The organism is Rossellomorea sp. DUT-2 (genome assembly GCF_052665285.1).
Genome location: NZ_JBQPEO010000004.1, coordinates 422,644 through 444,896 on the forward strand (window position 1 = coordinate 422,644; position 22,253 = coordinate 444,896).

27 protein-coding genes are annotated in these 22,253 nt (G+C 42.4%); 13 read left to right on the forward strand and 14 right to left on the reverse strand.

Annotated features, from left to right (window positions below; genetic code table 11):
- Window positions 1-48: 48 nt before the first annotated feature.
- The 4 genes from ACOSV2_RS17365 (at window position 49) to ACOSV2_RS17380 (ending at window position 3,158) form a co-directional block, all read left to right on the forward strand.
- Entirely contained in the window at window positions 49-1,266 is a 1,218-nt protein-coding gene (locus ACOSV2_RS17365) for an NAD(P)/FAD-dependent oxidoreductase (RefSeq protein ID WP_428976300.1), read from the forward strand.
- Window positions 1,267-1,535: 269 nt separating this feature from the next.
- Window positions 1,536-1,661 carry a YuiA family protein gene (locus tag ACOSV2_RS17370; RefSeq protein WP_172655674.1) on the forward strand — a complete coding sequence of 42 codons (126 nt, stop codon included), beginning with the start codon at window positions 1,536-1,538 and terminating at the stop codon, window positions 1,659-1,661.
- Between the two features lie 209 nt (window positions 1,662-1,870).
- Window positions 1,871-2,188 carry a YuiB family protein gene (locus ACOSV2_RS17375; protein ID WP_428976215.1) on the forward strand — a complete coding sequence of 106 codons (318 nt, stop codon included), beginning with the start codon at window positions 1,871-1,873 and terminating at the stop codon, window positions 2,186-2,188.
- Window positions 2,189-2,453: 265 nt separating this feature from the next.
- Window positions 2,454-3,158, forward strand: coding sequence for a 3D domain-containing protein (locus tag ACOSV2_RS17380; protein WP_428976216.1), 705 nt, complete (start codon window positions 2,454-2,456; stop codon window positions 3,156-3,158).
- A gap of 34 nt (window positions 3,159-3,192) precedes the next feature.
- Here ACOSV2_RS17380 and ACOSV2_RS17385 read toward each other — a convergent pair whose 3' ends face one another.
- Together ACOSV2_RS17385 and ACOSV2_RS17390 are read right to left on the reverse strand one after the other, a co-directional pair.
- Window positions 3,193-3,987, reverse strand: coding sequence for a cobalamin-binding protein (locus tag ACOSV2_RS17385; RefSeq protein ID WP_428976217.1), 795 nt, complete (start codon window positions 3,985-3,987; stop codon window positions 3,193-3,195).
- A 10-nt stretch (window positions 3,988-3,997) separates the two neighbouring features.
- Window positions 3,998-4,477, reverse strand: coding sequence for a divergent PAP2 family protein (locus ACOSV2_RS17390; RefSeq protein ID WP_149157587.1), 480 nt, complete (start codon window positions 4,475-4,477; stop codon window positions 3,998-4,000).
- A gap of 157 nt (window positions 4,478-4,634) precedes the next feature.
- Here ACOSV2_RS17390 and ACOSV2_RS17395 point away from each other — a divergent pair, with 157 nt between their 5' ends.
- Window positions 4,635-6,140, forward strand: a complete 1,506-nt coding sequence (locus tag ACOSV2_RS17395) for a leucyl aminopeptidase (RefSeq protein WP_428976218.1) — start codon at window positions 4,635-4,637, stop codon at window positions 6,138-6,140.
- Between the two features lie 119 nt (window positions 6,141-6,259).
- Here ACOSV2_RS17395 and ACOSV2_RS17400 read toward each other — a convergent pair whose 3' ends face one another.
- Window positions 6,260-6,397 (reverse strand): hypothetical protein, encoded by a 138-nt coding sequence (locus ACOSV2_RS17400; RefSeq protein WP_428976219.1) that lies wholly within the window; start codon window positions 6,395-6,397, stop codon window positions 6,260-6,262.
- A gap of 202 nt (window positions 6,398-6,599) precedes the next feature.
- Here ACOSV2_RS17400 and ACOSV2_RS17405 point away from each other — a divergent pair, with 202 nt between their 5' ends.
- The gene (locus tag ACOSV2_RS17405) at window positions 6,600-7,916 is read left to right on the forward strand and encodes a Na+/H+ antiporter family protein (protein ID WP_428976220.1); all 1,317 of its coding nucleotides are present in this window, start codon (window positions 6,600-6,602) and stop codon (window positions 7,914-7,916) included.
- A gap of 64 nt (window positions 7,917-7,980) precedes the next feature.
- Here the strand turns inward: ACOSV2_RS17405 and ACOSV2_RS17410 are convergent, their stop codons facing one another.
- Window positions 7,981-8,361, reverse strand: a complete 381-nt coding sequence (locus ACOSV2_RS17410) for a hypothetical protein (protein WP_428976221.1) — start codon at window positions 8,359-8,361, stop codon at window positions 7,981-7,983.
- Between the two features lie 175 nt (window positions 8,362-8,536).
- Between ACOSV2_RS17410 and ACOSV2_RS17415 the strand changes: the two genes are divergently transcribed.
- Together ACOSV2_RS17415 and ACOSV2_RS17420 are read left to right on the forward strand one after the other, a co-directional pair.
- Window positions 8,537-8,920: a PaaI family thioesterase gene (locus ACOSV2_RS17415; RefSeq protein WP_044338131.1), complete on the forward strand. Its 384-nt coding sequence runs from the start codon at window positions 8,537-8,539 to the stop codon at window positions 8,918-8,920.
- 84 nt (window positions 8,921-9,004) lie between these two features.
- Window positions 9,005-9,373, forward strand: a complete 369-nt coding sequence (locus tag ACOSV2_RS17420; protein ID WP_428976222.1) for a DUF2188 domain-containing protein — start codon at window positions 9,005-9,007, stop codon at window positions 9,371-9,373.
- 66 nt (window positions 9,374-9,439) lie between these two features.
- Here ACOSV2_RS17420 and mnhG read toward each other — a convergent pair whose 3' ends face one another.
- Genes mnhG through ACOSV2_RS17455 form a run of 7 tightly spaced genes read right to left on the reverse strand, consistent with a single transcriptional unit; the run spans window position 9,440 to window position 15,198 of the window.
- The gene (mnhG, locus tag ACOSV2_RS17425; protein WP_428976223.1) at window positions 9,440-9,802 is read right to left on the reverse strand and encodes a monovalent cation/H(+) antiporter subunit G; all 363 of its coding nucleotides are present in this window, start codon (window positions 9,800-9,802) and stop codon (window positions 9,440-9,442) included.
- Window positions 9,786-10,070 carry a Na(+)/H(+) antiporter subunit F1 gene (locus ACOSV2_RS17430; RefSeq protein WP_113968950.1) on the reverse strand — a complete coding sequence of 95 codons (285 nt, stop codon included), beginning with the start codon at window positions 10,068-10,070 and terminating at the stop codon, window positions 9,786-9,788. Before ACOSV2_RS17430 ends, mnhG begins: the two co-directional genes overlap by 17 nt.
- Window positions 10,070-10,546 (reverse strand): Na+/H+ antiporter subunit E, encoded by a 477-nt coding sequence (locus ACOSV2_RS17435; protein ID WP_113968948.1) that lies wholly within the window; start codon window positions 10,544-10,546, stop codon window positions 10,070-10,072. The genes ACOSV2_RS17430 and ACOSV2_RS17435 overlap by 1 nt, the downstream gene beginning before the upstream one ends.
- Before the next feature lie 6 nt (window positions 10,547-10,552).
- Window positions 10,553-12,034: a Na+/H+ antiporter subunit D gene (locus ACOSV2_RS17440; protein ID WP_428976224.1), complete on the reverse strand. Its 1,482-nt coding sequence runs from the start codon at window positions 12,032-12,034 to the stop codon at window positions 10,553-10,555.
- Window positions 12,027-12,368, reverse strand: a complete 342-nt coding sequence (locus ACOSV2_RS17445) for a Na(+)/H(+) antiporter subunit C (protein WP_044338125.1) — start codon at window positions 12,366-12,368, stop codon at window positions 12,027-12,029. The genes ACOSV2_RS17440 and ACOSV2_RS17445 overlap by 8 nt, the downstream gene beginning before the upstream one ends.
- Window positions 12,368-12,796, reverse strand: a complete 429-nt coding sequence (locus ACOSV2_RS17450) for a Na(+)/H(+) antiporter subunit B (RefSeq protein WP_324745210.1) — start codon at window positions 12,794-12,796, stop codon at window positions 12,368-12,370. The genes ACOSV2_RS17445 and ACOSV2_RS17450 overlap by 1 nt, the downstream gene beginning before the upstream one ends.
- On the reverse strand, window positions 12,793-15,198 hold the full coding sequence (locus ACOSV2_RS17455; protein WP_428976225.1) for a Na+/H+ antiporter subunit A: 2,406 nt from the start codon (window positions 15,196-15,198) through the stop codon (window positions 12,793-12,795). Before ACOSV2_RS17455 ends, ACOSV2_RS17450 begins: the two co-directional genes overlap by 4 nt.
- Window positions 15,199-15,501: 303 nt before the next feature.
- Between ACOSV2_RS17455 and ACOSV2_RS17460 the strand changes: the two genes are divergently transcribed.
- Window positions 15,502-15,759 carry a hypothetical protein gene (locus ACOSV2_RS17460; RefSeq protein WP_428976226.1) on the forward strand — a complete coding sequence of 86 codons (258 nt, stop codon included), beginning with the start codon at window positions 15,502-15,504 and terminating at the stop codon, window positions 15,757-15,759.
- A 164-nt stretch (window positions 15,760-15,923) separates the two neighbouring features.
- Window positions 15,924-16,499: a DUF5366 family protein gene (locus ACOSV2_RS17465; protein ID WP_428976227.1), complete on the forward strand. Its 576-nt coding sequence runs from the start codon at window positions 15,924-15,926 to the stop codon at window positions 16,497-16,499.
- A 35-nt stretch (window positions 16,500-16,534) separates the two neighbouring features.
- On the opposite strand, the gene ACOSV2_RS17470 is transcribed toward ACOSV2_RS17465, so the two are convergent.
- Both ACOSV2_RS17470 and ACOSV2_RS17475 read right to left on the reverse strand, forming a co-directional pair.
- A complete protein-coding gene (locus ACOSV2_RS17470; RefSeq protein WP_428976228.1) occupies window positions 16,535-18,382 on the reverse strand; it encodes a transglycosylase domain-containing protein in 1,848 nt (615 codons plus the stop codon).
- 16 nt (window positions 18,383-18,398) lie between these two features.
- Entirely contained in the window at window positions 18,399-19,610 is a 1,212-nt protein-coding gene (locus ACOSV2_RS17475; protein ID WP_428976301.1) for an MFS transporter, read from the reverse strand.
- A gap of 255 nt (window positions 19,611-19,865) precedes the next feature.
- Here ACOSV2_RS17475 and kapD point away from each other — a divergent pair, with 255 nt between their 5' ends.
- Window positions 19,866-20,486, forward strand: a complete 621-nt coding sequence (gene kapD / locus ACOSV2_RS17480; RefSeq protein WP_428976229.1) for a 3'-5' exonuclease KapD — start codon at window positions 19,866-19,868, stop codon at window positions 20,484-20,486.
- 45 nt (window positions 20,487-20,531) lie between these two features.
- Here the strand turns inward: kapD and ACOSV2_RS17485 are convergent, their stop codons facing one another.
- Window positions 20,532-20,930, reverse strand: coding sequence for a kinase-associated lipoprotein B (locus tag ACOSV2_RS17485; protein WP_428976230.1), 399 nt, complete (start codon window positions 20,928-20,930; stop codon window positions 20,532-20,534).
- Window positions 20,931-21,025: 95 nt separating this feature from the next.
- On the opposite strand from ACOSV2_RS17485, the gene ACOSV2_RS17490 reads away from it, so the two are divergent.
- Complete coding sequence (locus ACOSV2_RS17490; protein ID WP_428976231.1) at window positions 21,026-21,766, forward strand: peptidylprolyl isomerase; 741 nt, start codon at window positions 21,026-21,028, stop codon at window positions 21,764-21,766.
- Between the two features lie 214 nt (window positions 21,767-21,980).
- Entirely contained in the window at window positions 21,981-22,184 is a 204-nt protein-coding gene (locus ACOSV2_RS17495; protein ID WP_428976232.1) for a hypothetical protein, read from the forward strand.
- Window positions 22,185-22,253: the final 69 nt, after the last annotated feature.

Genomic DNA, 22,253 nt, shown 5'->3' on the forward strand with positions numbered 1-22,253 from the left:
CTAAGAGTATCCAAAGCAAATTTATCAAAAAAGGTGGATGTGATTCAGTTGAGAAAGCCAAGAATCGTTGTATTAGGTGCAGGTTATGGTGGATTAATGACGGTAACTCGTCTTCAAAAGCAGTTAGGTACAAATGAAGCAGAAATTATTTTAGTTAATAAAAATGATTATCACTATGAAACCACTTGGTTACACGAAGCTTCTGCAGGTACACTTCATCATGATCGTGTACGTTACAACATTAAAGATGTTGTCAACACAAGCAAAGTAAATTTCTTACAAGCTACTGTTGAAGATATTAAAGTAGAAGAAAAGAAAGTCATCACAAGTGACGGTGTGGTAGAATTCGATTACCTTGTTGTTGCATTAGGTGCAGAATCTGAGACATTCGGTATCCAGGGTCTTCATGAGCATGCATTCATGATTTCGAACATTAACTCTGCCCGTCAGATCCGTGAGCATATTGAATTACAATTTGCTACGTATAAAAACGAAGAAGAGAAGAAAGACGACCGCCTTACAATCGTTGTAGGTGGAGCAGGATTCACTGGAATCGAATTCTTGGGTGAATTAGGTAACCGTGTTCCTGAACTTTGTCATGAATATGATATCGATCGCAAGAAAGTACGCATTGTGTGCGTGGAAGCTGCACCGATGATTCTTCCTGGATTCGATCCTGAGCTAGTGAAATACGCGCGTGCCAAGCTTGAGAAAAAAGGTGTGGAATTCCACATCGGAACGCCGCTTAAAGAAGCGAAGGCTGACAGTGTCTTAATCGCTAAAGGTGAAGATGAAGTAGAAGAAATCAAGGCTGGTACGATTGTATGGGCGGCAGGTGTACGCGGTAACTCCATCATCGAAAGAGCTGGAATCGAAAACATGCGTGCCCGTGTGAAAATCAGCAAAGATCTTCGCGCTCCAGGTCATGATAACATCTTCATCATCGGTGACTGTTCACTTATGATCAATGAAGAAACTGAGCGTCCATACCCGCCGACTGCACAAATCGCGATGCAGCAAGGTGAAGTATGTGCCCGCAACATTGCTTCTTTACTGCACGGTAAGGATCATTTGGAAGAATTCACTCCAGACATCAAAGGAACAGTTTGTTCACTGGGTGAAGACGACGCAATCGGTGTCGTTTACGGTAAGAAAATTACAGGAACAAAAGCTTCGTTCATGAAGAAGGTAGTCGATAACCGTGCGCTTTACATGGTTGGTGGACCATCCCTTGTCTTCAAAAAAGGAAAGTTCAAATTCTTTTAAGCTGTAATGAAGAAAAAAATGAAAAAGCAGGGTGGATTCCGCTCTGCTTTTTGTTATGGGGAAAATCCAGGAAAATAATTCGCCTAAATGAGTGTGAATTATTTTTCTTAAAATTCTGTAAATTTTAAGAAAAAAAGAGATAATGAAAGAAAAACACAAATGTATTCGCTTTCTTAGAGGTACATCCCCTATAATGTCCCTTTTCTTTATTTGAGATAGATGATATATTATCAGAAAATTAAGAAATTAAAGAAAAGGGAGAGGGAATTATGAGAGCTACTGCAAGTACTAAAACGAAATACTGTCTATATTGTTCAGGAAAAGGATACTTTCAGTTAGTATTGGGTGGTTCTGAAACGTGTCCGTGTTGCGGAGGCAGTGGGAAGCAGAAATAAGCCCTAAGAAATAGATGAAAAGCAGACCTGATGAGGGTAGATACTTCTATTGGAGGTATGGATCCTGATTCGGGTCTGTTTTTTTGTCACCTGATATGAGACATATGTTTATTTTGTGAATAAGCTACAAATCTTCCCCGAAAATATTGACGCTTCATTACACTAGGGGTACACTAATCTTTAGTGTTTATGGAGGTGTAAATGGTAAAATGCCTATACATGTAATGATTATTTCGATGCTTCTATTTTTTGTTCTATTTTTCGGAATAGGCTTTTTGTTAAATATGTTATTGCGTATGACGTGGATAATGGCGATCATTTATCCTATTGTCGTCATTTTCATTGTGGATGATGTTCGTTTTATAGATTATTTCCGAAATGCAGGAGAGTCCTTTTCTGAGTTAGGTACGAAAATCAGCCATCTGGCTGTAGCCGATCTTGTGATATTAGGAAGTGGGCTGGCAGGAGCGATCCTTTCAGGAGTCGTAATGAGGATCTTAAGAGCAAAAGGATATCGAATGTTTTAAGCAGGTCCGTTTAACCGAGGTGTCTTTCTCGAGTTGAACGGTTTTTTTATTATGATTTTTTTATAAAAAGTGTACATAATAGTTTAAGGAAGAATTATCTTCATCCCACTGTTAAACGCATCAGGGAGATGAAATTCCTCTATAAGGGCCTCTCAAAACGACCATCCTAATAATTTCCAAATATTGAAACTATTCGATTTTTTTCTCAATTTATGCATATATCTCCTCCTGGTTGGGAAGTAATAAGGGTGGGAGGAGTGAATGCATGAATTTGTTTAAAACATGGACGAAGAGATTCGTTATGGTCAGTTTGTTCATTCTGGCACTGGGAACTACTTTTCAATCAGTCTCCGGAGTAGAAGCCCAAACCTTTAAAACCTGGTTGATGGACAAGGGTGACCGTGATCAAACCAATTTGAATTCTAAAGAGCATCAGACAAATCGTTTAGGATTGTCATTTAAATTTCTTAAGAGGCTTGCAGGCTTTGAAACTCAAATTTCTGCGAGTACCCCCGTTGAACCGAGGACGTTGGAAGAATCGGTTGATTGGGATCAGTATACGAAGCATAAGGTTGTAGCCACAGGCTATACAGCCGGGATTGAATCGACCGGGAAGAATCCTGGGCACCCCCTGTACGGAATTACATATTCAGGAGTGAAAGTGAAACGTGATTTATATTCTACGATTGCAGCCGATCTTTCCGTGTATCCTATTGGTACCATTCTTTTTATCCCCCATTATGGATATGGGGTTGTAGCCGATAAAGGGAGCGCTATTAAGGGGAATAGACTGGACCTCTATTATGAGACAGTCGATGATGTGTATAATGAATGGGGTAAACAGACACTGGATGTGTATGTTATCCAGGTGGGTTCAGGAGAGTTATCCGAACAGCAATTAGTGGACCTTAATGAAAATAAATCCATGCAGGTGTTTAGACAGCAGATTTTATCGCCTAAAGAAGAATAATTAAGAAAAGCACGCAGTTGAACTGCGTGCTTTTTTAACGTAATTGTTCCTCTTTATACAATTCTGGATGAAGCATCCCGGCAAGCTTGACGGCTCCCTTTAATAGAAGAGGGGACGGCCTGCAATAGAGGGCTTCTTCCAGGACGAAAATTCGATCCTGTTGAACAGCCCTCATGTCGTTCCATCCTGGACGCTTCTTCACGATATCTGGGTTGACCCGTTTCTGCTGAACGCCGACCCAGGCAAGACAAATATAGTCGGGGTCACGCTTTTGTACATCTTCCCAATCCGTTTGAACACTCGCAAGATCCACATCTTCATATAGATTTCGTGCCCCGATCATCTCGCTCAACTCGGTTAACCAGTTGATCTTACCAGGGGTGAAAACAGGCTTTGGCCACCATTCCCAGTAGAGAGATGGAGGATGTTGAACCCCGGAACTAATCGTCTTTAAGCGTGTTACGGTTTGCAGAAATTCACTCTGACGTTTCAGGGCATCTTCTTCGATTCCACACGCTTTTCCCACCGTTAAAAGATCGTCTGCTATATCAGAAAAGCTCTGAGGATTTAACGTAATGTGGGGGATGTTCCGCTTATCCAGATTTTCTATGTTTTTTTCCATTCCGGGTACACTTAATGAAGAAAACACTAAATCAGGCTCCAAGGACTCCAGCTTATCCATATTAATGGAGAGATCCGGTCCGAGCCTGGGAAGTGATTGGACATCTTCAGGATAATCGGAGTAATCATCGACTCCTACGAGGAGTGGAGTTAATCCGAGGTAATCGATTATTTCTGTATTACTTGGACAGATTGAAACAATTCTCATCGTGCCACTCCTATGCATAAAAGAAATAATGAAGAAGAAGGGTCAGAATAATCCCGGAAAGTCCACCAAAGAACACTTCAATGGGTTTGTGTCCGAGTAATTCCTTTAACTCCTTGCGCTTTTCCTGTTCAGGCTTGTTCTGCCAACCTTTTGCTTCTGACATGAACCTTTGGAAATCGACCATCAATCGATTCAGGACAATGGCTTGTTCTCCTGCCTGCCTTCTCACACCTGTTGCGTCAAACATCGTAATGATGGCAAACATGGCGGAAACAGCAAAGATCGGTGAATCGACGCCTACTTCCAGGGCTACTCCCGTAGATAATGCCGTTACGGCCGCTGAATGGGAACTCGGCATCCCGCCTGTTGAGGTGATTAATGACCAATTTAATTCCCTGGTCGCGATAAACTGTATGGGAACCTTAACAAACTGAGCAAAAAAGATTGAAAATAAAGATGCCCATAATGGAAAATTAAAAAATACTTCCATGCTGTGAAATGCCACCCTTTCAATTGTTTGAATACAAATAATGTTCTCATTATATCATACCCTATTTACCTCTTTAATTAACTTTGTGGATCGGTTTGTTAGAAAGTCGAAATAATGGGACATTTTCGCTATAATAGAGGGTGGAGGTGTCGGATAAATGAAATTTTCAATTAATCAAAATGAATTGACAGCAGCTGATCAGGAGTGCCTGGTTGTTGGGATTTACAATCAGCCAACATTTGAAGGGAAGCTGAAAGAGCTTGACCTCAAGTTCGAAGGCTATCTTACACAGCTGGTAAAAGACGGGGACATATCTACAAAAGCAAAGAAAGTTACCAAAGTACATACATTTGGTAAGCTGGAAACGAAGAGATTATTGTTTGTTGGTCTTGGAAAACAAAAAGAGCTTACGTTTGATTCTTTAAAAGAGTCGTTAGGGGTAGCATCAAAAGCATTAAAGGGGATGAAAGTTTCTTCTTTTTCAGTAGCACTGGATACGTTTATTTCTGAAGAAATGGTAGCGACAGATGCAGCTCATGCATTTATGGAAGCCTTTACGATGTCTACATATGAGTTCCACGGCTATAAGAAGAAATCAAATCAACGGGAAGTACACGTAGACTCGATCGAATTTTTTACAAGCGAAGACTCTAAAGAAGTAGAGACGGCTTTACATATCGGCTCCGCCTTTGGGAACGGAGTCAATTCAGCTCGTTCGCTGGTGAACACTCCTGGTAATCTATTAACCTCTACTAAATTAGCGGAATACGCCCTTGAATTAGCGAAGCGATATAATTTTGAAGTTGAAATTTTGGATAAAGAAGAGATGGAACATCTGGGCATGGGCGCACTGCTCGCAGTAAACCAGGGATCCGTTGAACCTCCCAAAATGATCGTTCTGAAGTACAACGGGAAAGATGAGTGGAAAGATGTCATCGGTTTGGTTGGAAAAGGAATCACCTTTGATACAGGCGGTTATTCTATTAAGCCGAAAGATGGAATCGTCGGAATGAAAGCCGATATGGGGGGAGCAGCAGCGGTTCTGGGTGCAATGGAAATCATCGGTGAAATCAAACCGGAACAAAACGTAGTTGCCGTCATTCCTTCAACAGACAATATGGTGAGCGGCTCTGCATTCAAGCCTGACGATGTGATTACATCAATGAGCGGTAAAACCATTGAAGTGTTAAATACAGACGCTGAGGGCCGTCTCGCACTAGCTGACGGTATGACCTATGCTAAGCATCAAGGAGCAAATTATTTAGTGGACGTTGCAACTTTAACCGGTGGAGTCATCATTGCTCTGGGTGAAGACAAAACCGGGGCACTCACGAATAATGAAGCGTTCTTCGAGCAAGTGCTGGAAGCGTCAGGGGAATCAGGCGAATACATCTGGCAGCTTCCTTATACGGAAAACGACAAGAAGCGTGTTCGTGGAAGTGATATTGCCGACTTGAACAACTCACCTGGACGAGCGGGTCATGCCATCATGGGTGGGGCCTTCGTCGGGGAGTTCGCTGAAGGTCTCCCTTGGGTACACCTTGATATCGCCGGTACGGCAACGACGAAAGGCAGCTATGAACTGGGTCCTAAAGGCGGAACAGGTGTCATGGCAAGAACCCTTGCACTATTAGTTGAGCGCTTTGTACCTTTAGAAAAATAATGTGACGGAATGGAGAGTCTTTTTTCAGTGTTTAAGCACGATGACACTGAAAGAAGGCTTTTTTTTGTGAGAGTTCATGATTTTGGTGGCTGAAATTGTAGATAATACTTGGATTCCGATTAGGATAAGCTGTTAATCCGGCCGTTTTTGACGATAATTCGGCCGAAATAGGCAAAAATCCAGCCATTTTTCTTCAGAATCCAGCCGGAATAGGGAAGAATCCGGCCGTTTTTAACCAGAATCCAGCCGATTGACATTTAATGGTGAACCAACTCGAGCCTCCCCATAAACCAGATCCTCAGCTAAAAACCTTCCACGCTCCTTTTACTTTGCTAAAGTGTTGACAATCTCTCTTTATCTTGTTAAAGTTGAAATCGTGATTTTATTACTCTACCAATTTAGCAGACTAAAGCAAAACGATATATCGTTGCATGGAGAATTATGAGGAGGAAGGTAGTTATGAACGCAGTTGTTATAGCGGTTCTTGTCATGCTTGTACTAAGCCTGGTACGCGTGAATGTTGTATTCGCTCTGATCACTGGTGCGTTAGTCGGAGGATTGACTGGTGGGCTGGGATTAAACGAGACGATATCCGTATTTACTGAAGGAATCAGCGGCGGGGCAAGTATCGCCCTAAGTTATGCATTACTGGGTGGATTTGCGGTGGCGATCTCTTACACGGGAATCCCGAATCTACTTGTTGACTGGGTACTTAAAGTAGTTGGGAAAAAAGGCGATTCCAGAAAAACAGCCCTTTCGAAAGCACTTATTGTTTTATCTATTTTAATTATGGCTTGTTTTTCACAAAATGTGATTCCGATTCACATTGCTTTTATCCCTATTTTGATTCCACCTTTATTGAAGGTGATGACAGAGTTACGGATAGACCGACGTTTAATCGCATCTGTGATTACGTTTGGTTTAACGGCCCCGTATATTCTATTACCTGTAGGATTTGGCTTGCAGTTCCATGAAATCATCGCTCAAAACATGGGCTCAAGCGGCATGGAAATTGCGTTAGGTGATATTCCGAAAGCGATGCTTCTCCCTGTAGGGGGAATGGTGATCGGGTTACTCATCGCCGTGTTTGTAAGCTACCGTAAACCACGGGACTACAATGAAGCAGAAGAAGTGATTGCTGAAGACAAGGTCGTTTATAATAAAAGAGCGATGATTTTCGCTCTCGTTTCCATCGTAGTCGCCCTATATGTTCAGCTTCAGCTGGAATCAATGATCTTTGGAGCATTAGCCGGTATTGCTGTTCTTTATATTTCCGGGTCGGTTAAATGGAAAGAGGCCGACGGGTTACTGAATGAAGGAATGAAAATGATGGCCTTCATAGGCTTTGTGATGATTACGGCATCAGGCTTTGCTGAAGTGGTAAAAGCCACAGGCGATGTCGAAACATTGGTTGAAGCGACTGCTGACGTAATCGGTGGAAACCAGGCATTGGCTGCTCTCATCATGTTGATCGTAGGACTCCTGGTGACAATGGGAATCGGATCTTCATTTGCTACGATTCCTATCATTGCAGCCATCTTCGTACCACTTGCCATGGAGTTTGGATTCAGTCCCCTCGCAACGATTGCGATTGTCGGGACCTCTGGGGCACTTGGTGATGCAGGTTCCCCGGCATCGGACAGTACGCTTGGACCGACAGCCGGATTGAATGCGGATGGACAGCATAATCACATTTGGGACACCTGTGTACCAACATTCTTACACTACAATATTCCACTGATACTATTTGGCTGGATTGCAGCCATTATTCTATAAAAAAAGCAAGGGACATGTGCCCTTGCTTTTTGTTCTTTCACAGCCGGTTCACTACATCGCTTCCCTACATCCACCGGACAATCACAATCAAATGACAGCAATCCACCTGGCCAAGTTTCTCATCGAAGACTAAACGCACACCGTCAGGGTTAAATGAGACGACGGGCTGTACTTTTGTGCCGATGGTTTGAAGTAGTTTATGTACTTCAGGAAGGTTCGATTGCTGTGCAGCCCTCATAAATTTCGATGAAAAATCATCTGAAGTTTTAATTCTTTGGAGCACTTTCTGGGCATCTTCCATCAAGCTCAATGTTTTACCTGCTGAAGACATAAACGTTTTGGTTTCAACAGGGGGATAGTTGCGGTTGTATGAAGGCTGTGCCCTTGAATAAATAGGAGGATAGGGGCGTTGAGTGGGCGGGTAAAAAGGATGGTACCGATACATAACATAACCCCTTTCTTAGGAATGCTCTTAGGAAATGTATGAAAATGTAGAGGGAATTATTCATGAAACAAAAGGTGGATGGGGAGAGCGGCCAAGCCCTTTTAGGCAAAATAAAGGATTTTCACAGCCACTATAGAACAGATAATAGAGAAGAAAATATTATGAGGTGATTCACATGAACATGGAAAATACATTAATCAGCACGTTAGGAATTGAGTTTGTCGAACTGGGAAAAGGAAAAGTAATTGCGACGATGCCAGTAAATGAAAACACGAGACAGCCATTCGGGTTCCTCCATGGAGGAGCATCAGTGGCACTTGCAGAAACGGTTGCGAGTGTTGGGGCGGTGCAATTAATTGACCTGGATAAGGAGATTTGCTTCGGTTTGGAGATCAACGCCAATCATATTAAAGCAAAGCGTGAAGGCCTTGTTACTGCTACAGGAACGGTGATGCACCAAGGGAGAACCACAATGGTTTGGGAGATTAAGATCACGGATGAGGACGATCAATTGATCTGTGTTTCAAGATGTACGATGGCAGTTGTTCCAAAACGCTAAACGAAATTCTTACATATCCAAATGTTTTAAAAGTGAATAAATGGGAAATCAATAACTAACCATTTGATTAGGAGGCTATATTTAATGAGTTGGACAAAAAATGATTATCCTGATTCACTGAAAAACCTGCCTGCAGATGTTCGGAACAAAGCCATTGAGATTGCCAACGCCCTTCTCGATGAAGGGTATGAAGAGGGACGAGCGATTGCGATTGCCACCGACCGGGCCCATAAGTCCGAAGAGGGGAGCAGCTCGGATAAAACGGAGTATCATGTGAGTCCCCATGATGACGGCTGGCAGTTAAAGAAAGCAGACGGACAACGTGCCATCCTGGTAGAAGAGACAAAGGATAAGCTGTTATCAAAGGCGAAGGACTATGTGACGGATCATTCCGGTACGCTTGTTGTACACAAACAGGATGGAAGTGTAGAGAATCACTTGTATCAACAATAAGGAAAAAGGCTTGACCACTCGAGGAGATCCTCATGAGGTCAAGCCTTTTTGTTTCGCATAAGCTTGTTATTGACTGTTTTGGCGGTCATATTCTTTTTTATCTTTTAGGTCATCCCGAACGCTTTTATCCCAAAGCTTAACTCCGGAATTATAGGCAGCTCTTGAGATGAGGTGTCCAGCAACAGGTGCCGTCACAAAGATGAAGAAAATCGTCAGAATCAGTCTCGAATTAAAGTGTCCATGCTCCAAATAAAAGTAAAGAAATGTTGCCAAAAGAATCGACATCACGCCCAGTGTCGCACTTTTAGAAGCAGCATGATTTCTCGTGTATACATCCGGGAGTCTCAGCAAACCAAAGGCAGTGACCAGGCTGAGAAACCCTCCTACTACTAAAAAGAACCCAATGAAAAATCTAATGATCTCGCTCACGTTCGATGATCTCCCCTTTCTCTAAGAACTTTGAAAAGGCAACGGTTCCTAAGAAAGCCAGAATCCCAAGAAGGAGAATAACTTCCAGAAAGGCGTAAGTATCGAGCATCATGGATACGAGGGCGATGATGGCAATCAGATTGATACCGATTGCATCCAGGGCTACCACACGGTCAGGGGTGGTTGGCCCTTTCACAACCCTGTATACAAGCCCCAGCATGGATAGGGAGACGCATAGCAGTGTGATTTGAAAAATCGTGTGTAACATTAGCGACTCACCTCCATAATGGCTTTTTCAAAGGAATTTTTAATCTCATCAATGGCTTGATCGACATCAGGGATATCGATGGCATGGACATAAAGAATCTTATTATCATACGATACATCCATCACGAGTGTCCCGGGTGTCAGGGTAATGAGATTAGCTAATAAGGTAATCTCCCAATCTGTTTTTAAATCTGTCGGTAAAGCAAAGATTCCCGGTTGGAAATCAAGCTTCGGTCTCAGGATCGTTTTTAAGACCGAGATGTTAGCAAGGATCAGTTCTTTTAAAAACAGGAAGAATAACTTGATTACGGCAGCCACGCGTAATAAATAAAACCGTGAGCCGAAAAACCTTCTGAATGCAAAAATCACAAGCAATCCTAGCAAATAGCCAATAATAAATGACTGAGAAGTAAAGGATACCGAAAGAAACATCCAGACAAAGGCCAGGAAAAAGTTTAATAAAATTTGAAATGCCATTCTACATTACTCCTTTAACACTGCGTCTATATAAAGATTCGGATTCACCAGTACTTCTGCTGCTTGTGAGAATAGAGGACGGACCGCCTCGGCACCAAAGCCGTAACATACGGCTAACACGACGAGTATTGCGGAAGTCATCCATAAGTAACGAGCGTGACCTTTTGAAATTCCGTTGTATTCTTTCGGAGTTCCCCATATACCATTCAGGAATATTTTCACAACAGAATACAGTACCAATAGACTTGATGCCAGAATGACACCAGCACCTACATAGGCTTCTGCAGCAAAGCTTCCTCTTAGAATTAATAGTTTCCCTATAAATCCACTCAAAGGAGGGATCCCTGCCAAGGAGAAGGCTGCCACGAGGAACGTCCAGCCGAGCCAAGGGTACTCTTTAATGAGACCGCCCATTTTCTTGAGGTCGGCTGTCCCAGTAATGGCAATCATCACTCCAACCAGGAGGAACAGGGCGGCTTTAATAATCATGTCATGAACGAGATAGTAAATAGCTCCCTCTAGTGCTTCAGGGTTCATGGTCGACACCCCGAACAATATCACACCAACTGCAATGATGATGTTGTAGATGATGATCTTCTTAACATCCCAATACGCGATGGCCCCGATACAGCCAAGGACGATGGTCAGGATGGCTAACATGCTCAGGATTTCATGCGTATACCCGATATCATGATAGAAGAATAATGTGTACGTTCGTAATATTGAATAAATCCCTACCTTTGTAAGCAAGGCTCCGAATAAAGCAAGCACCGGTGTTGGGGGTGCATAGTATGAGCCCGGTAACCAAAAGTAAAGAGGGAAGATCGCACCCTTAAGTCCGAAGACTAAGAGGAACATGATAGCGATCGCTGTAAGAATTCCCGGCTGATTCACTTCAGCAATCTTTCTCGAAATATCTGCCATATTCAATGTCCCCACCACGGAATACAAGTATGCCACGGCAATGACGAATAAAGCAGAGGAGATGACATTGACGAGGATGTATTTGATTCCCTCACGCAATTGAGCCTTTGTCCCGCCCAGAACGAGCAGAACATATGAACTCATCAGCATCACTTCGAAAAAGACGAAGAGGTTAAAAATATCCCCGGTTGTAAATGCCCCGTTCACTCCCACCAACAGGAACTGAACAACAGGGTAGTAGTAGAATCGTTCTCTGTCTGCCCCTATGGACTTAAAGGAGTACAGTAACACGACCAATGTGATGATGCTAGTCGTCGTCACCAGTAGAGCAGAGAGCATATCAGAAACGAGTGTAATCCCAAAGGGAGCCACCCAGCTTCCTAAGTTAATCGTTTGTATTCCATCATTGGAGATGGTGTTGATGAGTACAAGGGATGCTGCAATGGTAGCCAGAGTCGATAGGCTTGAAATTCCTCGTTGTACCTTCACATATTTGCTGATAAACATTAAGATAATCGCCGTAAATAACGGGATTAAAATGGGTAATATTAATAAGTTAGTCATTTCCTTCGTTTCCTCTCATCTGATCCATATTATCCGTTCCAAGCTCTTGATATGCCCGATAAGCAAGAACAAGGAAGAAAGCTGTCACTCCAAAGCTGATAACAATCGCTGTTAAAATCAATGCTTGTGGTAACGGATCGACATAAGATTTTGCGTGTTCTCCAAGAAGAGGTGCAGCTCCTCCTTTTAGGCCACTAATGGAAAGAAGTAAAAGATGAGCGCCGTGACTCAACAATGCTGTTCCAATAATGATTCGGAGCAAGCTTTTGGATAACATTAAGTAAACGGCGATCGTAATAAGAATTCCGACAACAATGGCCATTAATATTTCCATTATTCGCTCACCCCAATCGTTTGAATAATGGTCATCGTGACACCGATCACAACCAGATACACTCCCGTATCAAATAAGACGGCTGTATGCAGAGATGTCTTTCCTAACAGTGGAAGATGGAAATAATCGTACGCATGAGTCAGGAAAGGCACATCAAACAGAAGTGCCCCCGCAGAAGTTGCTACTGCCAGGAGTAAACCAATCGCAGTAACGATTTTATAATCCACCGGCAGGATAGTAGCTACTGTTTTGATATCATACGCCAACAACAGTAATACAATCGCTGCCGAAGTCATCAAGCCTCCAATAAAGCCTCCACCCGGGGTATAGTGCCCGGCGAAGAAAAGTCTCAGAGAAAACAGGATAATGATGAATGCGACAACGTTCGTTACGGTTTGTAAGATGACGTCATTCGTTTTTGTTTTCATCCTTCTTTCCCCCTTGTCAGACGCAATTTAATCATGGAGAAAATACCTAGTGCGGCTATCGCCAATACACAAATTTCAAATAATGTATCAAATCCACGGAAGTCAACGAGGATAACGTTTACCATGTTCTTACCGCCCGCTTCTTCATACACATTCTTGATGTAGTAGCTTGAAATCGAATCAGAAAGCTTTGTGCTGTATGCAGAAATGGCAAATAAGGTAACGACCAGTCCCACACCTATCGCAATCAATGCATTTCCAAGCTTAAATCTCATTCGTTCTTCATGCCTGCTTAATGGAGGCAGGTGATAGAAGCAGAGTAAAAATAGAGCGACAGACACGGTCTCGATCACAAGCTGTGTCAGAGCAAGGTCCGGAGCACGGAATAACACGAAGAATAAAGAAACCGTATATCCGGCAGCTCCCAGCGAAATGATGGACGTTAATCGGGATTTTGCAAACAAGATTGTAACCGAGCTGATAACAAGTAAAAGCGCTATGGCCACCTCATAGACCCCAATCGGAGCCAAATCATCCGTATTGATCGCAAATGCGCCTTTAAACCACAAACTAAACAGTAATACAGCAATCAAGAAGGAGAAGATATATACGAGATACGTACGGATAAACCCTGTCATATAGCCTTTTGTAAAGTTGTAAGCTCCGCGTTCGGTTCCGATTAATCCACCATCATAAAATGAATTCAACGTGAAACGTTCCGGTATCCAAGAGTATATTTTTCTCCATCTTGGAAGTAGGAGATATAACAGAATTCCAAATAGAATGACTCCAAAGGTCATAAACAGTTCAGGCGTAAAACCATGCCAGAATGAAATATGGGTTTTGACTGCATGTCCTTCTTGAATCAGGCTGGGAGTAATGGAAGCTACTGCCGGAGCGATGATTCGTTCGGACAGGATATTTGGAAAGAAACCAAAAATAATCACAAGTGAAGCCAGGATAATGGGAGAAATCAGCATTCCAAGTGGAGCTTCATGTGGTTTCTTTTCCAGTTTCTCCGGTTGATGCTTACCGGTAAAGGTTTTAAACACCAAAATCATGCTGTAAATAAACGTGAACACACTACCAACCCAGGCAAGGATCGGGAAAATCATGCCCACTGTATCCAGGTTGAATATATCCATTTCAAGGACCCTTACCATTCCGGTAAAGAACATTTCTTTACTGAGGAAGCCATTGAATGGAGGAAGTCCTGCCATGGAAAATGCTCCGATTATCGCAATGGTGAAAGTGATCGGCATAAAATTCATCAACCCGCCAAGCTTACGGATATCCCTTGTTCCTGTTTCATGATCAATAATTCCGACCACCATGAACAAGCTTCCTTTGAAGGTGGCGTGATTGATCAAATGGAAAACGGCAGCAAGGGTAGCAACCATATAAATATTTTCGTCTAACTGACTGTAGTGGAGAGCAGCTGCGCCGACTCCCAATAAAGACATGATAAGACCAAGTTGACTGACGGTTGAAAATGCGAGTATTCCTTTAAGGTCTGTTTGTTTCACCGCATTAAAGGAACCCCAGAATAGTGTAAAGATACCGAATCCACCCACAAGCCAAAGCCATACACTTGATTCAGCAAATACAGGACTCATGCGGGCAACAAGGTAAATTCCGGCTTTAACCATTGTGGCAGAATGCAGGTACGCACTGACCGGTGTCGGTGCCTCCATGGCATCCGGTAACCAAATGTGGAACGGGAATTGAGCGGACTTTGTGAAAGCCCCCAACAGAACAAGAAGCAATGCCGGAAGGAAAAGTGCTTCTGTCATCAGCTGATCGGATTGCATGACTAATTCCCTGATGCTGAAGGTCCCGGCCATCAGATAGAGAAGTAAGAATCCCCCAAGCATGCTCAGTCCACCAAAGACGGTAATGAGCATGGATTTCTGGGCCCCGTACCTTGACCGCTCACGGTGATACCAGTAACCGATCAATAAGAATGAGGAAATGGATGTGAATTCCCAGAACATATAAAGAACGATCAAGTTATCCGATAGGACAACCCCCAACATCGCTCCCATGAACATCATTAAATATACATAAAAGTTATGTAGCTGTTCTTTCTTCTTATCTAAGTAATATATCGAGTACAGGACAACCAGTGAACCGATCCCTGTGATAAGCAGGGCGAACAGTAATCCCAGTCCGTCAACGTAGGCGATGAAGTTGATACCAAAGGACGGCATCCATTCCAAGGTTTCCTTGACGGTATCTCCATTTTTAGTAATGGAGATGAATTGAAAAAAGTAAGTAAATAATACGACTGGCAATAATAAAACGAACCAACCGGTATGTACATTCCGAAATGCCTTATAAAGAAATGGAATGAGTATGGCAAATAAAAAAGGCGAAACAATAGCCCAGTGTAACAAAGTCATATAAAACCCCCCTCATGTAAAATTATTTATTCTAAAGCATGGTCTAATGTCTTTCCTGTTTTTAAATATGGATCTTCTTTCAAAAACCTCGACCGAAGCTGAACCTCAAAGAGCATTATAACGTAAAAAATAAATGCGTGCATTACTCAGGATTCCATACATATCAAATTGTTCATGAAGTATTAAATATGTAGATAGACGGAAAATACAACCCGAAATTTGTTGGTTTTTTTCCGGCAATACGACCGATTACAGAATAGTTTCGGTCAAATTGGAGAATCCTATCCATAAGGTGGTGAAGTTATGAAAAAGAAAACGGTAGCGGTTACGACCATATTCTTTACTTTTTTTGGCTTTGCGTGGTTAATTGAATCACAAGATCGGTTTAATAGAGGCATGATCGAAATGGAAGACCCGACCAGTATGAACATCAGGCCTGTTCAATACGGTGAAACGGAAGAAGTGGAAGAAGAAATAACGAAAGACCCCATTCGCCAAAGACAACCATTTGGATCGAGAGAATATATCCGTGTCGTACCACATTCCCGTCCTCAGCAATAAATGACTGTCCTTTCTGCACTCATAGAAGGGCGGTCTTTTTATCCTTGCAGTGAAACAAGTGATAGGCAAATAGTCACTGTTCCTTCTGTTTCTATACCCTTTTCAAGATACTCCTAAACGATTATGATGAGAGTGGTCGAAGAATCGTTATGGGAGAGTTTTGAGTGAAAAATACATACTTAACAAGTTATTTGCCTCTTTTTTCAATATTATTATTTAGCCTTACATTTTCTGTGTATGGTGTAGAAGTATTCGTAGACATCTTTAAGAAAATTGGTGTCTATCCCGGAATGAGGGAATTTTTATCGGATATGCAATTAAAGCTCGCGATTTTGATTTTGTTAATGGTTGCTTTTTTTATGGTATTTGCTGCTTTGAAGCTGATAGCGGAGACGATCAATGGTATTTCGATGTTGTTTTTCTCCATGGATTCAGATGGTGAATTGTATAACCGTGTACGAACAGGCTCGATGATTTATTTTATTGGTGGTCTGGTGTCAGTTCTGAGTCTGAAATCCTTCCTGGGGCTGTTGATTATCTTTGCTTTGAGCTCTGTCGTTTATTTTATTTATTTTGTATATAAAATAAGTCCGTCTCTCTCCAAAATAGGGCTCTTCGGAGTCGTGGGTTTACAGGTGTTTTCGTGGTCATCCTTATTTTTAACGATATTCTTTGTGTGCTTGAAATTATACAATGGCGTGATGGCCAGTTTGCCGGTCATGTCGAAGGTGAAGTTATAGACAAAGAGTCTGCAGCACGTGCTGCAGACTCTTTGTCATTCCATGATCTGCTTCCAAATCTTATGACTTGGTCGCTGCTGTTCTATCTGACTCATGTTACGGGGAATGTCATGCCCGACCCATACACCGGTAGTGAAGGTATCGGTCATTCCCATAACCCAGTAGTCATGATAGTTATTGGTGGTGCCTGTCTTAATCCCGACATAGGGCTTTGATACATAAGCCGCTCTTCCAGTTCCGGAAGTAGCGGCTTCCTCCAGCATTTTTCTCATTTTAGAGGTTGTATCCGCGGACCAAACCTTCTTCGGCTTATTCTTCCATTGATAAAGGATGTTTCCTTTATTGTCCTTCACATGAATGATCGCATGACTATCTTTATACATCCCATCTATAAAGGACGTATATGCATCTGTCATTTCAAGGGGGCTCATCCCATAGGTGAATCCCCCTACGGACGCGGCATAGGTTTGATCCTCGCTGATCACCTTCTCAAATGAGAAAGAGGATAAGGATTTGAAGGCTTCTTCAATGCCCACTTTTTCCATCAAGCGCAATGCAGGGGCGTTAAACGATTGAGCCAGCGATTGTTTTAACGTGACTGGTCCGGGATTAACCCCTCCATAGTTCACAGGGCAATAGTCACCGAGGCAATACCGGTTCCCATTTACCTTTTCAGTGATGGAAGCCTGGTACCTCTCGATATACGGACCATAAACAAGAAGTGGCTTAATCACTGATCCAGGCTGCCTGAAAGCTTGAAATGCGTGATGGAAGTTATATTTCTGGTAGTTCCTGCCCCCGGTCATAGCCGAGATGGTCCTTGTCTTGTTGTCGATGGTGACAGTGGCTCCTTGTAACTCTTGCTGAACCTGTTCATTTAAAGCCTTCACACTTTTTTGTTGCAGCTCCGGGTTCAGTCCGGTTTGAATTTGAACCCCTGAGGAAATCACTTCCTGGAAACGTTCATCGAGCTTCTGTGCCACTTTCTCCTTTTCCTTTGGAGAGGAGGCATTTGCCAGTTCCACTTTGTAGCCCTCATGAATCGAAATCAGATCTTTTAATTCACTTTCCACATAAAAAGCATAATCAGGATATAAATCGATTTTTTTGCGAACGTTTAAGCTAATCGGTACTTTTTTCATTTTTGCTGCTTCTTCTTTTGATAGCTTAGCCGTACTGACGAGAATATCCAGAAGCCGTTCCTGACGAACTTTCGTTTGATCGAAATGATCGATGGGATCATATTTCCCCGGATTATTGGGAATCGATGCAATGAATGCCATCTCTGCATGATTGAGTTCCGTTACACTTTTCTGAAAGTAATACTGTGACGCTGTTTCAATTCCGTAAACTCCATTACTGAAGTAAATGACATTCAGGTAAAGCTCTAATATTTCATCTTTGGATAATGATTTTTCAATTTCATGGGCATAAAATAACTCGGTCAATTTACGATTGTACGTTTTCTCCTGACCCAGATACAGGTTTCTTGCAAGCTGCTGTGTAATCGTGCTCCCACCCTGTTGAATGTGGGTGAATACCAGGTTTTTCACGACAGCCCGAAGAATCGCTCCGGCATCGAATCCGACATGCTCATAAAAATGCTGATCCTCTGAAGCGACAAGAATGTCCTTCATAAAAGGGGGGATCTGTTCATCCGGAATATATAACCGGAAGGGACGATTCACTTCGGAAAATACCTTCCCATTCTGATCCAGCAGTAAGCTGGTGCGATTAAGATTTAAGGTATCGGAACTTACCGAGTGTTCTAATTCATTTTGAAAGCTTTGTACTTTGTTCCATTCATCCGTCGCAAAAAATAATGTGGTAAAAAAGATGAGCATAAAACTTATAACCGTTATATAACCTGCGAAAACTCTCATTTCTCACTCTACTTTTCTAGTAATCTTTCACATGGCTCGTCGTTTTAGAATGACACATACTCCACCATAATAATCCAAATGCGCCTAAGAATAAAGCACCTGTTATATAAAAAACGGAAGAAATCCCAATATATCCTGACACGATCCCGCCAAAAGCAGGGCCGACCACGTTCCCGAGAAAACGAAAGCTTTGATTATACCCGAGCACTTCCCCTTGCATACTTAATGGAGCTTCCTGACGGATATAAGCGGTCACACACGGAATCATTCCTCCGATCGCGATGCCGAATAAGAATCGGAACAGGACAAGCTGCCACAGCTCTACAGCCAGCGCTTGGGGCACAATGAAAATAGAGGCCAGAACAAGAAGGATCGATAAAACTTTTTCATAACCAATGTCATCACCCAGCTGGCCCCACCGTCTCGTCGCAAGTAAATTGCCAAACCCGGTAGCAGAGAACGCAATTCCAGCCAAAAATGCCAGATTTCTAGAAGAGGTTAGCTCATCTACATAGAGGGCGAGAAGAGGCTGAATGCTGAAGTTTGCGACTTGAATCAGGAATGACAGTAAGAGAACGGTCACTAATAATTTATGACTGAAAATATGCTGAAGCACTTCAATACTTGAATACTTGTTTCGTTGATTCCGTTGCTCTTTGCTCCGTTGCTCGTCAATGCCAAGTAAAACAACGGTAGCTGCAATGGCAATGGCAATGGAGGTGAAAATGAATGTGTAGGAAAAACCTACATTATCGGCGAGTAAACCACCGATGACTGGACCGAATAGCCCCCCTGAAACAGTTCCCATTTGCAGGGTGCCAAGCGTTCGTCCTGCTTCTTCCTTTGGAGTCTGAGCGGAAATGAGGGCCATCGAAGTGGGAATGAAACCTGTCACCGCACCCATGATCATGCGAAGGACGAAAAGCCCCCAAACGGAATCCATAAAGCCCATTAGAAAAATGGACGTGGCAATTCCGTATCCAGTAATCAGAAGGATCGGTTTATAGCCGAAGCGGTCTCCGATCCGTCCCCATAAAGGAGAAATAAAGAAAGCCGTTAAGAATGTAACCCCGAACACAAATCCTGACCAGCGTTGAACGTATTCATGACTGTACGTACCAAAGGTTTCAATATAAAGAGATAAAAACGGCAAAACCATCGTCGCACTGGCCGCAACCAGGAAATTGGCCATGAGCATAATCGTCAAATTCTTTTTTTTGATTGAAATGGTTAACACCTTCTGTATGGAATATATTTCGTATACCTAAATATTCATTTTATTAAAGATGGAGACTCCAGTCCACCCAATAACATTTATTCACGGGGAAAACCGGGAATTAGTCATAATTTAAAGGTTCATCATGATATAATGTAAGAATAAGAAGTGTGGGAAATTGGAGTAAGTACCAATTTTATTTTTAGTATGAATTTTTTTTATTATATATAAATTGGGGTCTTATCTAGATTTTGAGGAGGGAGTATAGTGGCGAAAGCGGAACAGCTTGTGTTCATAGATTTTGAGTTTTCTATGCCGGAACGACATAGAGTCCCCAAAGGTTTTTTTCCTGAAATTATTGAAGCCGGTGTCGTGGTGGTTGAGAAAGGGAAAGTGTCCAATTCGTTTTCATCTTATGTGAAACCGACTGCGTTTCCCAAACTGACCAACCGCTGTAAACGGTTCTTATCGATTAACCAGCAGGAAGTCGATTCGGGAATCTCATTTCAATGTTTGATTGACTATTTTTCCGGGTTGAATGCACGAGGAATCGACAAAGTAGTGACGTGGGGAAACATGGATATGAAGGTACTGCGTGATAACTGTGCACAGTCCGGCATTCCATTTCCCTTCCAAGCTCAATTCGTCGACTTGTCCATGGAATACAAACGATTCTTTGGTGATCAAAATCAAACGGGGCTATGGAAAGCAGTCCAGGAATACGGGAGGGAAGGAGTCGGAAAGCATCATAAAGCTTTAGATGATGCCCTCACCACCCACCATATCTACAACCTGGTCGAAAAAGACAAAAAATACCTCGATAAAGCTGAACCTACCACTATCGGGGAAAGAATAGACCTGTCCAAATTTTACAATCAGCTTGCCTAACAAGAAGAGGGACGGACCTTCCTGAGGTCCGTCCCTCTTCTATGTTTAAAATGTCAGGTTATACATCAGTTCGTATTCTCTTTGGATCGATTGGAGCGTTTCAAGGCTCTTTTGGGCGTGAGGGGTTGGATTTTCTTCCAGCTCTTTCTTCAGTGTAAGGTACGCAGAAACCAGTGATTCATTATAATCTGGAATGTTCCCTTCATACGGCTTCACCATCTTCTCCGGCATATTCGCCTGCTCGCGGTGCGCAAGGGCTTTTCGTTCGTGAAACAGAGGAACGTCCACTTCCTGTGGATTATGTAAATCGCCTTGCCGTGGATGCTTCACGACGGAGAGAATCTTCACCACGTAGGCACCTGGACGCTCTCCGGTCACTTCCCCGATATACTTGCCCGTTTTATAAAATGCTGTGACATAATCACCAATTTGTATGTTTTTCATAAAAAAACCTCCTCTAATCCTTCAATCTTTATTATAATGAAAGCGGAATGAATGGTGAAAGAACTACTATAAAGGTAACATGTGGAGGTACATATATGAAGCGTCTGATGATCGTGATCCTGTGTTTATTAGGTTTAGTACTTGCCTCTTGTGGACAAACAGAGAAGGAAGATTCGGCTAAAGAAGGAACGCAACAAACAGAAGAAAAGAAGAATACAGCAGAAGAATCCAAAGGAGATGACACAATGACTTACCCTCAGCTTACAACAGAAGTTGCTGAAAACGAAAAATTGGTAGAAATGAAAACCTCGATGGGGACGATTAAAATCAAGCTTTTCCCTGAGCAGGCACCTAAAACCGTTGAGAACTTTATCACTCATAGTGAAAACGGCTATTATGACGGACTTAAATTCCATCGCGTGATCAAAGACTTCATGATCCAGGGGGGAGACCCGAATGGAAACGGCACGGGTGGAGAAAGTATATATGGTGAGTCCTTTGAAGATGAATTTTCACCTGAATTATTCAACCTTCGTGGTGCCCTTTCCATGGCCAATGCCGGCCCGGATTCGAATGGAAGTCAATTCTTCATCGTACAAAAGGATGAAATCGATCCACAATTTGAAGAGCAAATGAAGTCAGCTGGTTTCCCTGCAGAAATCACCGAAGCTTATATGAAGAATGGTGGAACCCCTTGGCTTGATCAAAAACATACTGTTTTTGGTCACGTGGTGGAAGGAATGGACATCGTCGATGAAATTGCCAATGTAGAAGTTGGTGCGAATGATCTTCCAAAAGAAGATGTCGTGATTGAAACTATTAAGGTTGTAAAATAGTAGTGAGAGAGCTCTAAACCCAAATTGGGGGTTTAGGGTTCTTTTTTTGGGATGAAGGCTCTTAAAGGGTAAACGGATATTTCCTCGGAAATTGTCGAGGCATGTTTCAGAGCCTGTTCATTAAATCGTTAAAAACGTGGCGATTTCAAGTTGGTTTGTCCTTTACAGTGTTGGTATAATAGACGAAGAGTTTGTTTTTTGAAAGGAGCTTACGATGCTTTCTTCTTATGTATTAAATTTATTTCTATACTTTCCTGAAGATAAGTCGGAATATATCCCTGCAAGCATTACCATGGCCATCTTCTTAATAGCTGCCTTATTGACGTTCCGTTTAATTATAAAGGTTTCAAAACGTGAAGAATTGAAAACGAAGAAGATGGAAGAGGAAGCGGGGCAGCATAAAAGGGAAAGAGAATAAAAAGAGTGGAACACGCTTAAATGTATAGGCGTGTTTTTTTGTTGTGTTCATACAACGTGCTTCACTAGA

Excerpts from the sequence above, each read along its gene's own strand:
- ACOSV2_RS17370 (WP_172655674.1), top strand. The coding sequence starts at position 1,536 with ATGAGAGCTACTGCAAGTACTAAAACGAAATACTGTCTATATTGTTCA.
- ACOSV2_RS17375 (WP_428976215.1), top strand. The coding sequence starts at position 1,871 with ATGCCTATACATGTAATGATTATTTCGATGCTTCTATTTTTTGTTCTA.
- ACOSV2_RS17380 (WP_428976216.1), top strand. The coding sequence starts at position 2,454 with ATGAATTTGTTTAAAACATGGACGAAGAGATTCGTTATGGTCAGTTTG.
- ACOSV2_RS17385 (WP_428976217.1), bottom strand. The coding sequence starts at position 3,987 with ATGAGAATTGTTTCAATCTGTCCAAGTAATACAGAAATAATCGATTAC.
- ACOSV2_RS17390 (WP_149157587.1), bottom strand. The coding sequence starts at position 4,477 with ATGGAAGTATTTTTTAATTTTCCATTATGGGCATCTTTATTTTCAATC.
- ACOSV2_RS17395 (WP_428976218.1), top strand. The coding sequence starts at position 4,635 with ATGAAATTTTCAATTAATCAAAATGAATTGACAGCAGCTGATCAGGAG.
- ACOSV2_RS17400 (WP_428976219.1), bottom strand. The coding sequence starts at position 6,397 with ATGTCAATCGGCTGGATTCTGGTTAAAAACGGCCGGATTCTTCCCTAT.
- ACOSV2_RS17405 (WP_428976220.1), top strand. The coding sequence starts at position 6,600 with ATGAACGCAGTTGTTATAGCGGTTCTTGTCATGCTTGTACTAAGCCTG.
- ACOSV2_RS17410 (WP_428976221.1), bottom strand. The coding sequence starts at position 8,361 with ATGTATCGGTACCATCCTTTTTACCCGCCCACTCAACGCCCCTATCCT.
- ACOSV2_RS17415 (WP_044338131.1), top strand. The coding sequence starts at position 8,537 with ATGAACATGGAAAATACATTAATCAGCACGTTAGGAATTGAGTTTGTC.
- ACOSV2_RS17420 (WP_428976222.1), top strand. The coding sequence starts at position 9,005 with ATGAGTTGGACAAAAAATGATTATCCTGATTCACTGAAAAACCTGCCT.
- ACOSV2_RS17430 (WP_113968950.1), bottom strand. The coding sequence starts at position 10,070 with ATGTTACACACGATTTTTCAAATCACACTGCTATGCGTCTCCCTATCC.
- ACOSV2_RS17435 (WP_113968948.1), bottom strand. The coding sequence starts at position 10,546 with ATGGCATTTCAAATTTTATTAAACTTTTTCCTGGCCTTTGTCTGGATG.
- ACOSV2_RS17440 (WP_428976224.1), bottom strand. The coding sequence starts at position 12,034 with ATGACTAACTTATTAATATTACCCATTTTAATCCCGTTATTTACGGCG.
- ACOSV2_RS17445 (WP_044338125.1), bottom strand. The coding sequence starts at position 12,368 with ATGGAAATATTAATGGCCATTGTTGTCGGAATTCTTATTACGATCGCC.
- ACOSV2_RS17450 (WP_324745210.1), bottom strand. The coding sequence starts at position 12,796 with ATGAAAACAAAAACGAATGACGTCATCTTACAAACCGTAACGAACGTT.
- ACOSV2_RS17455 (WP_428976225.1), bottom strand. The coding sequence starts at position 15,198 with ATGACTTTGTTACACTGGGCTATTGTTTCGCCTTTTTTATTTGCCATA.
- ACOSV2_RS17460 (WP_428976226.1), top strand. The coding sequence starts at position 15,502 with ATGAAAAAGAAAACGGTAGCGGTTACGACCATATTCTTTACTTTTTTT.
- ACOSV2_RS17470 (WP_428976228.1), bottom strand. The coding sequence starts at position 18,382 with ATGAGAGTTTTCGCAGGTTATATAACGGTTATAAGTTTTATGCTCATC.
- ACOSV2_RS17485 (WP_428976230.1), bottom strand. The coding sequence starts at position 20,930 with ATGAAAAACATACAAATTGGTGATTATGTCACAGCATTTTATAAAACG.
- ACOSV2_RS17490 (WP_428976231.1), top strand. The coding sequence starts at position 21,026 with ATGAAGCGTCTGATGATCGTGATCCTGTGTTTATTAGGTTTAGTACTT.
- ACOSV2_RS17495 (WP_428976232.1), top strand. The coding sequence starts at position 21,981 with ATGCTTTCTTCTTATGTATTAAATTTATTTCTATACTTTCCTGAAGAT.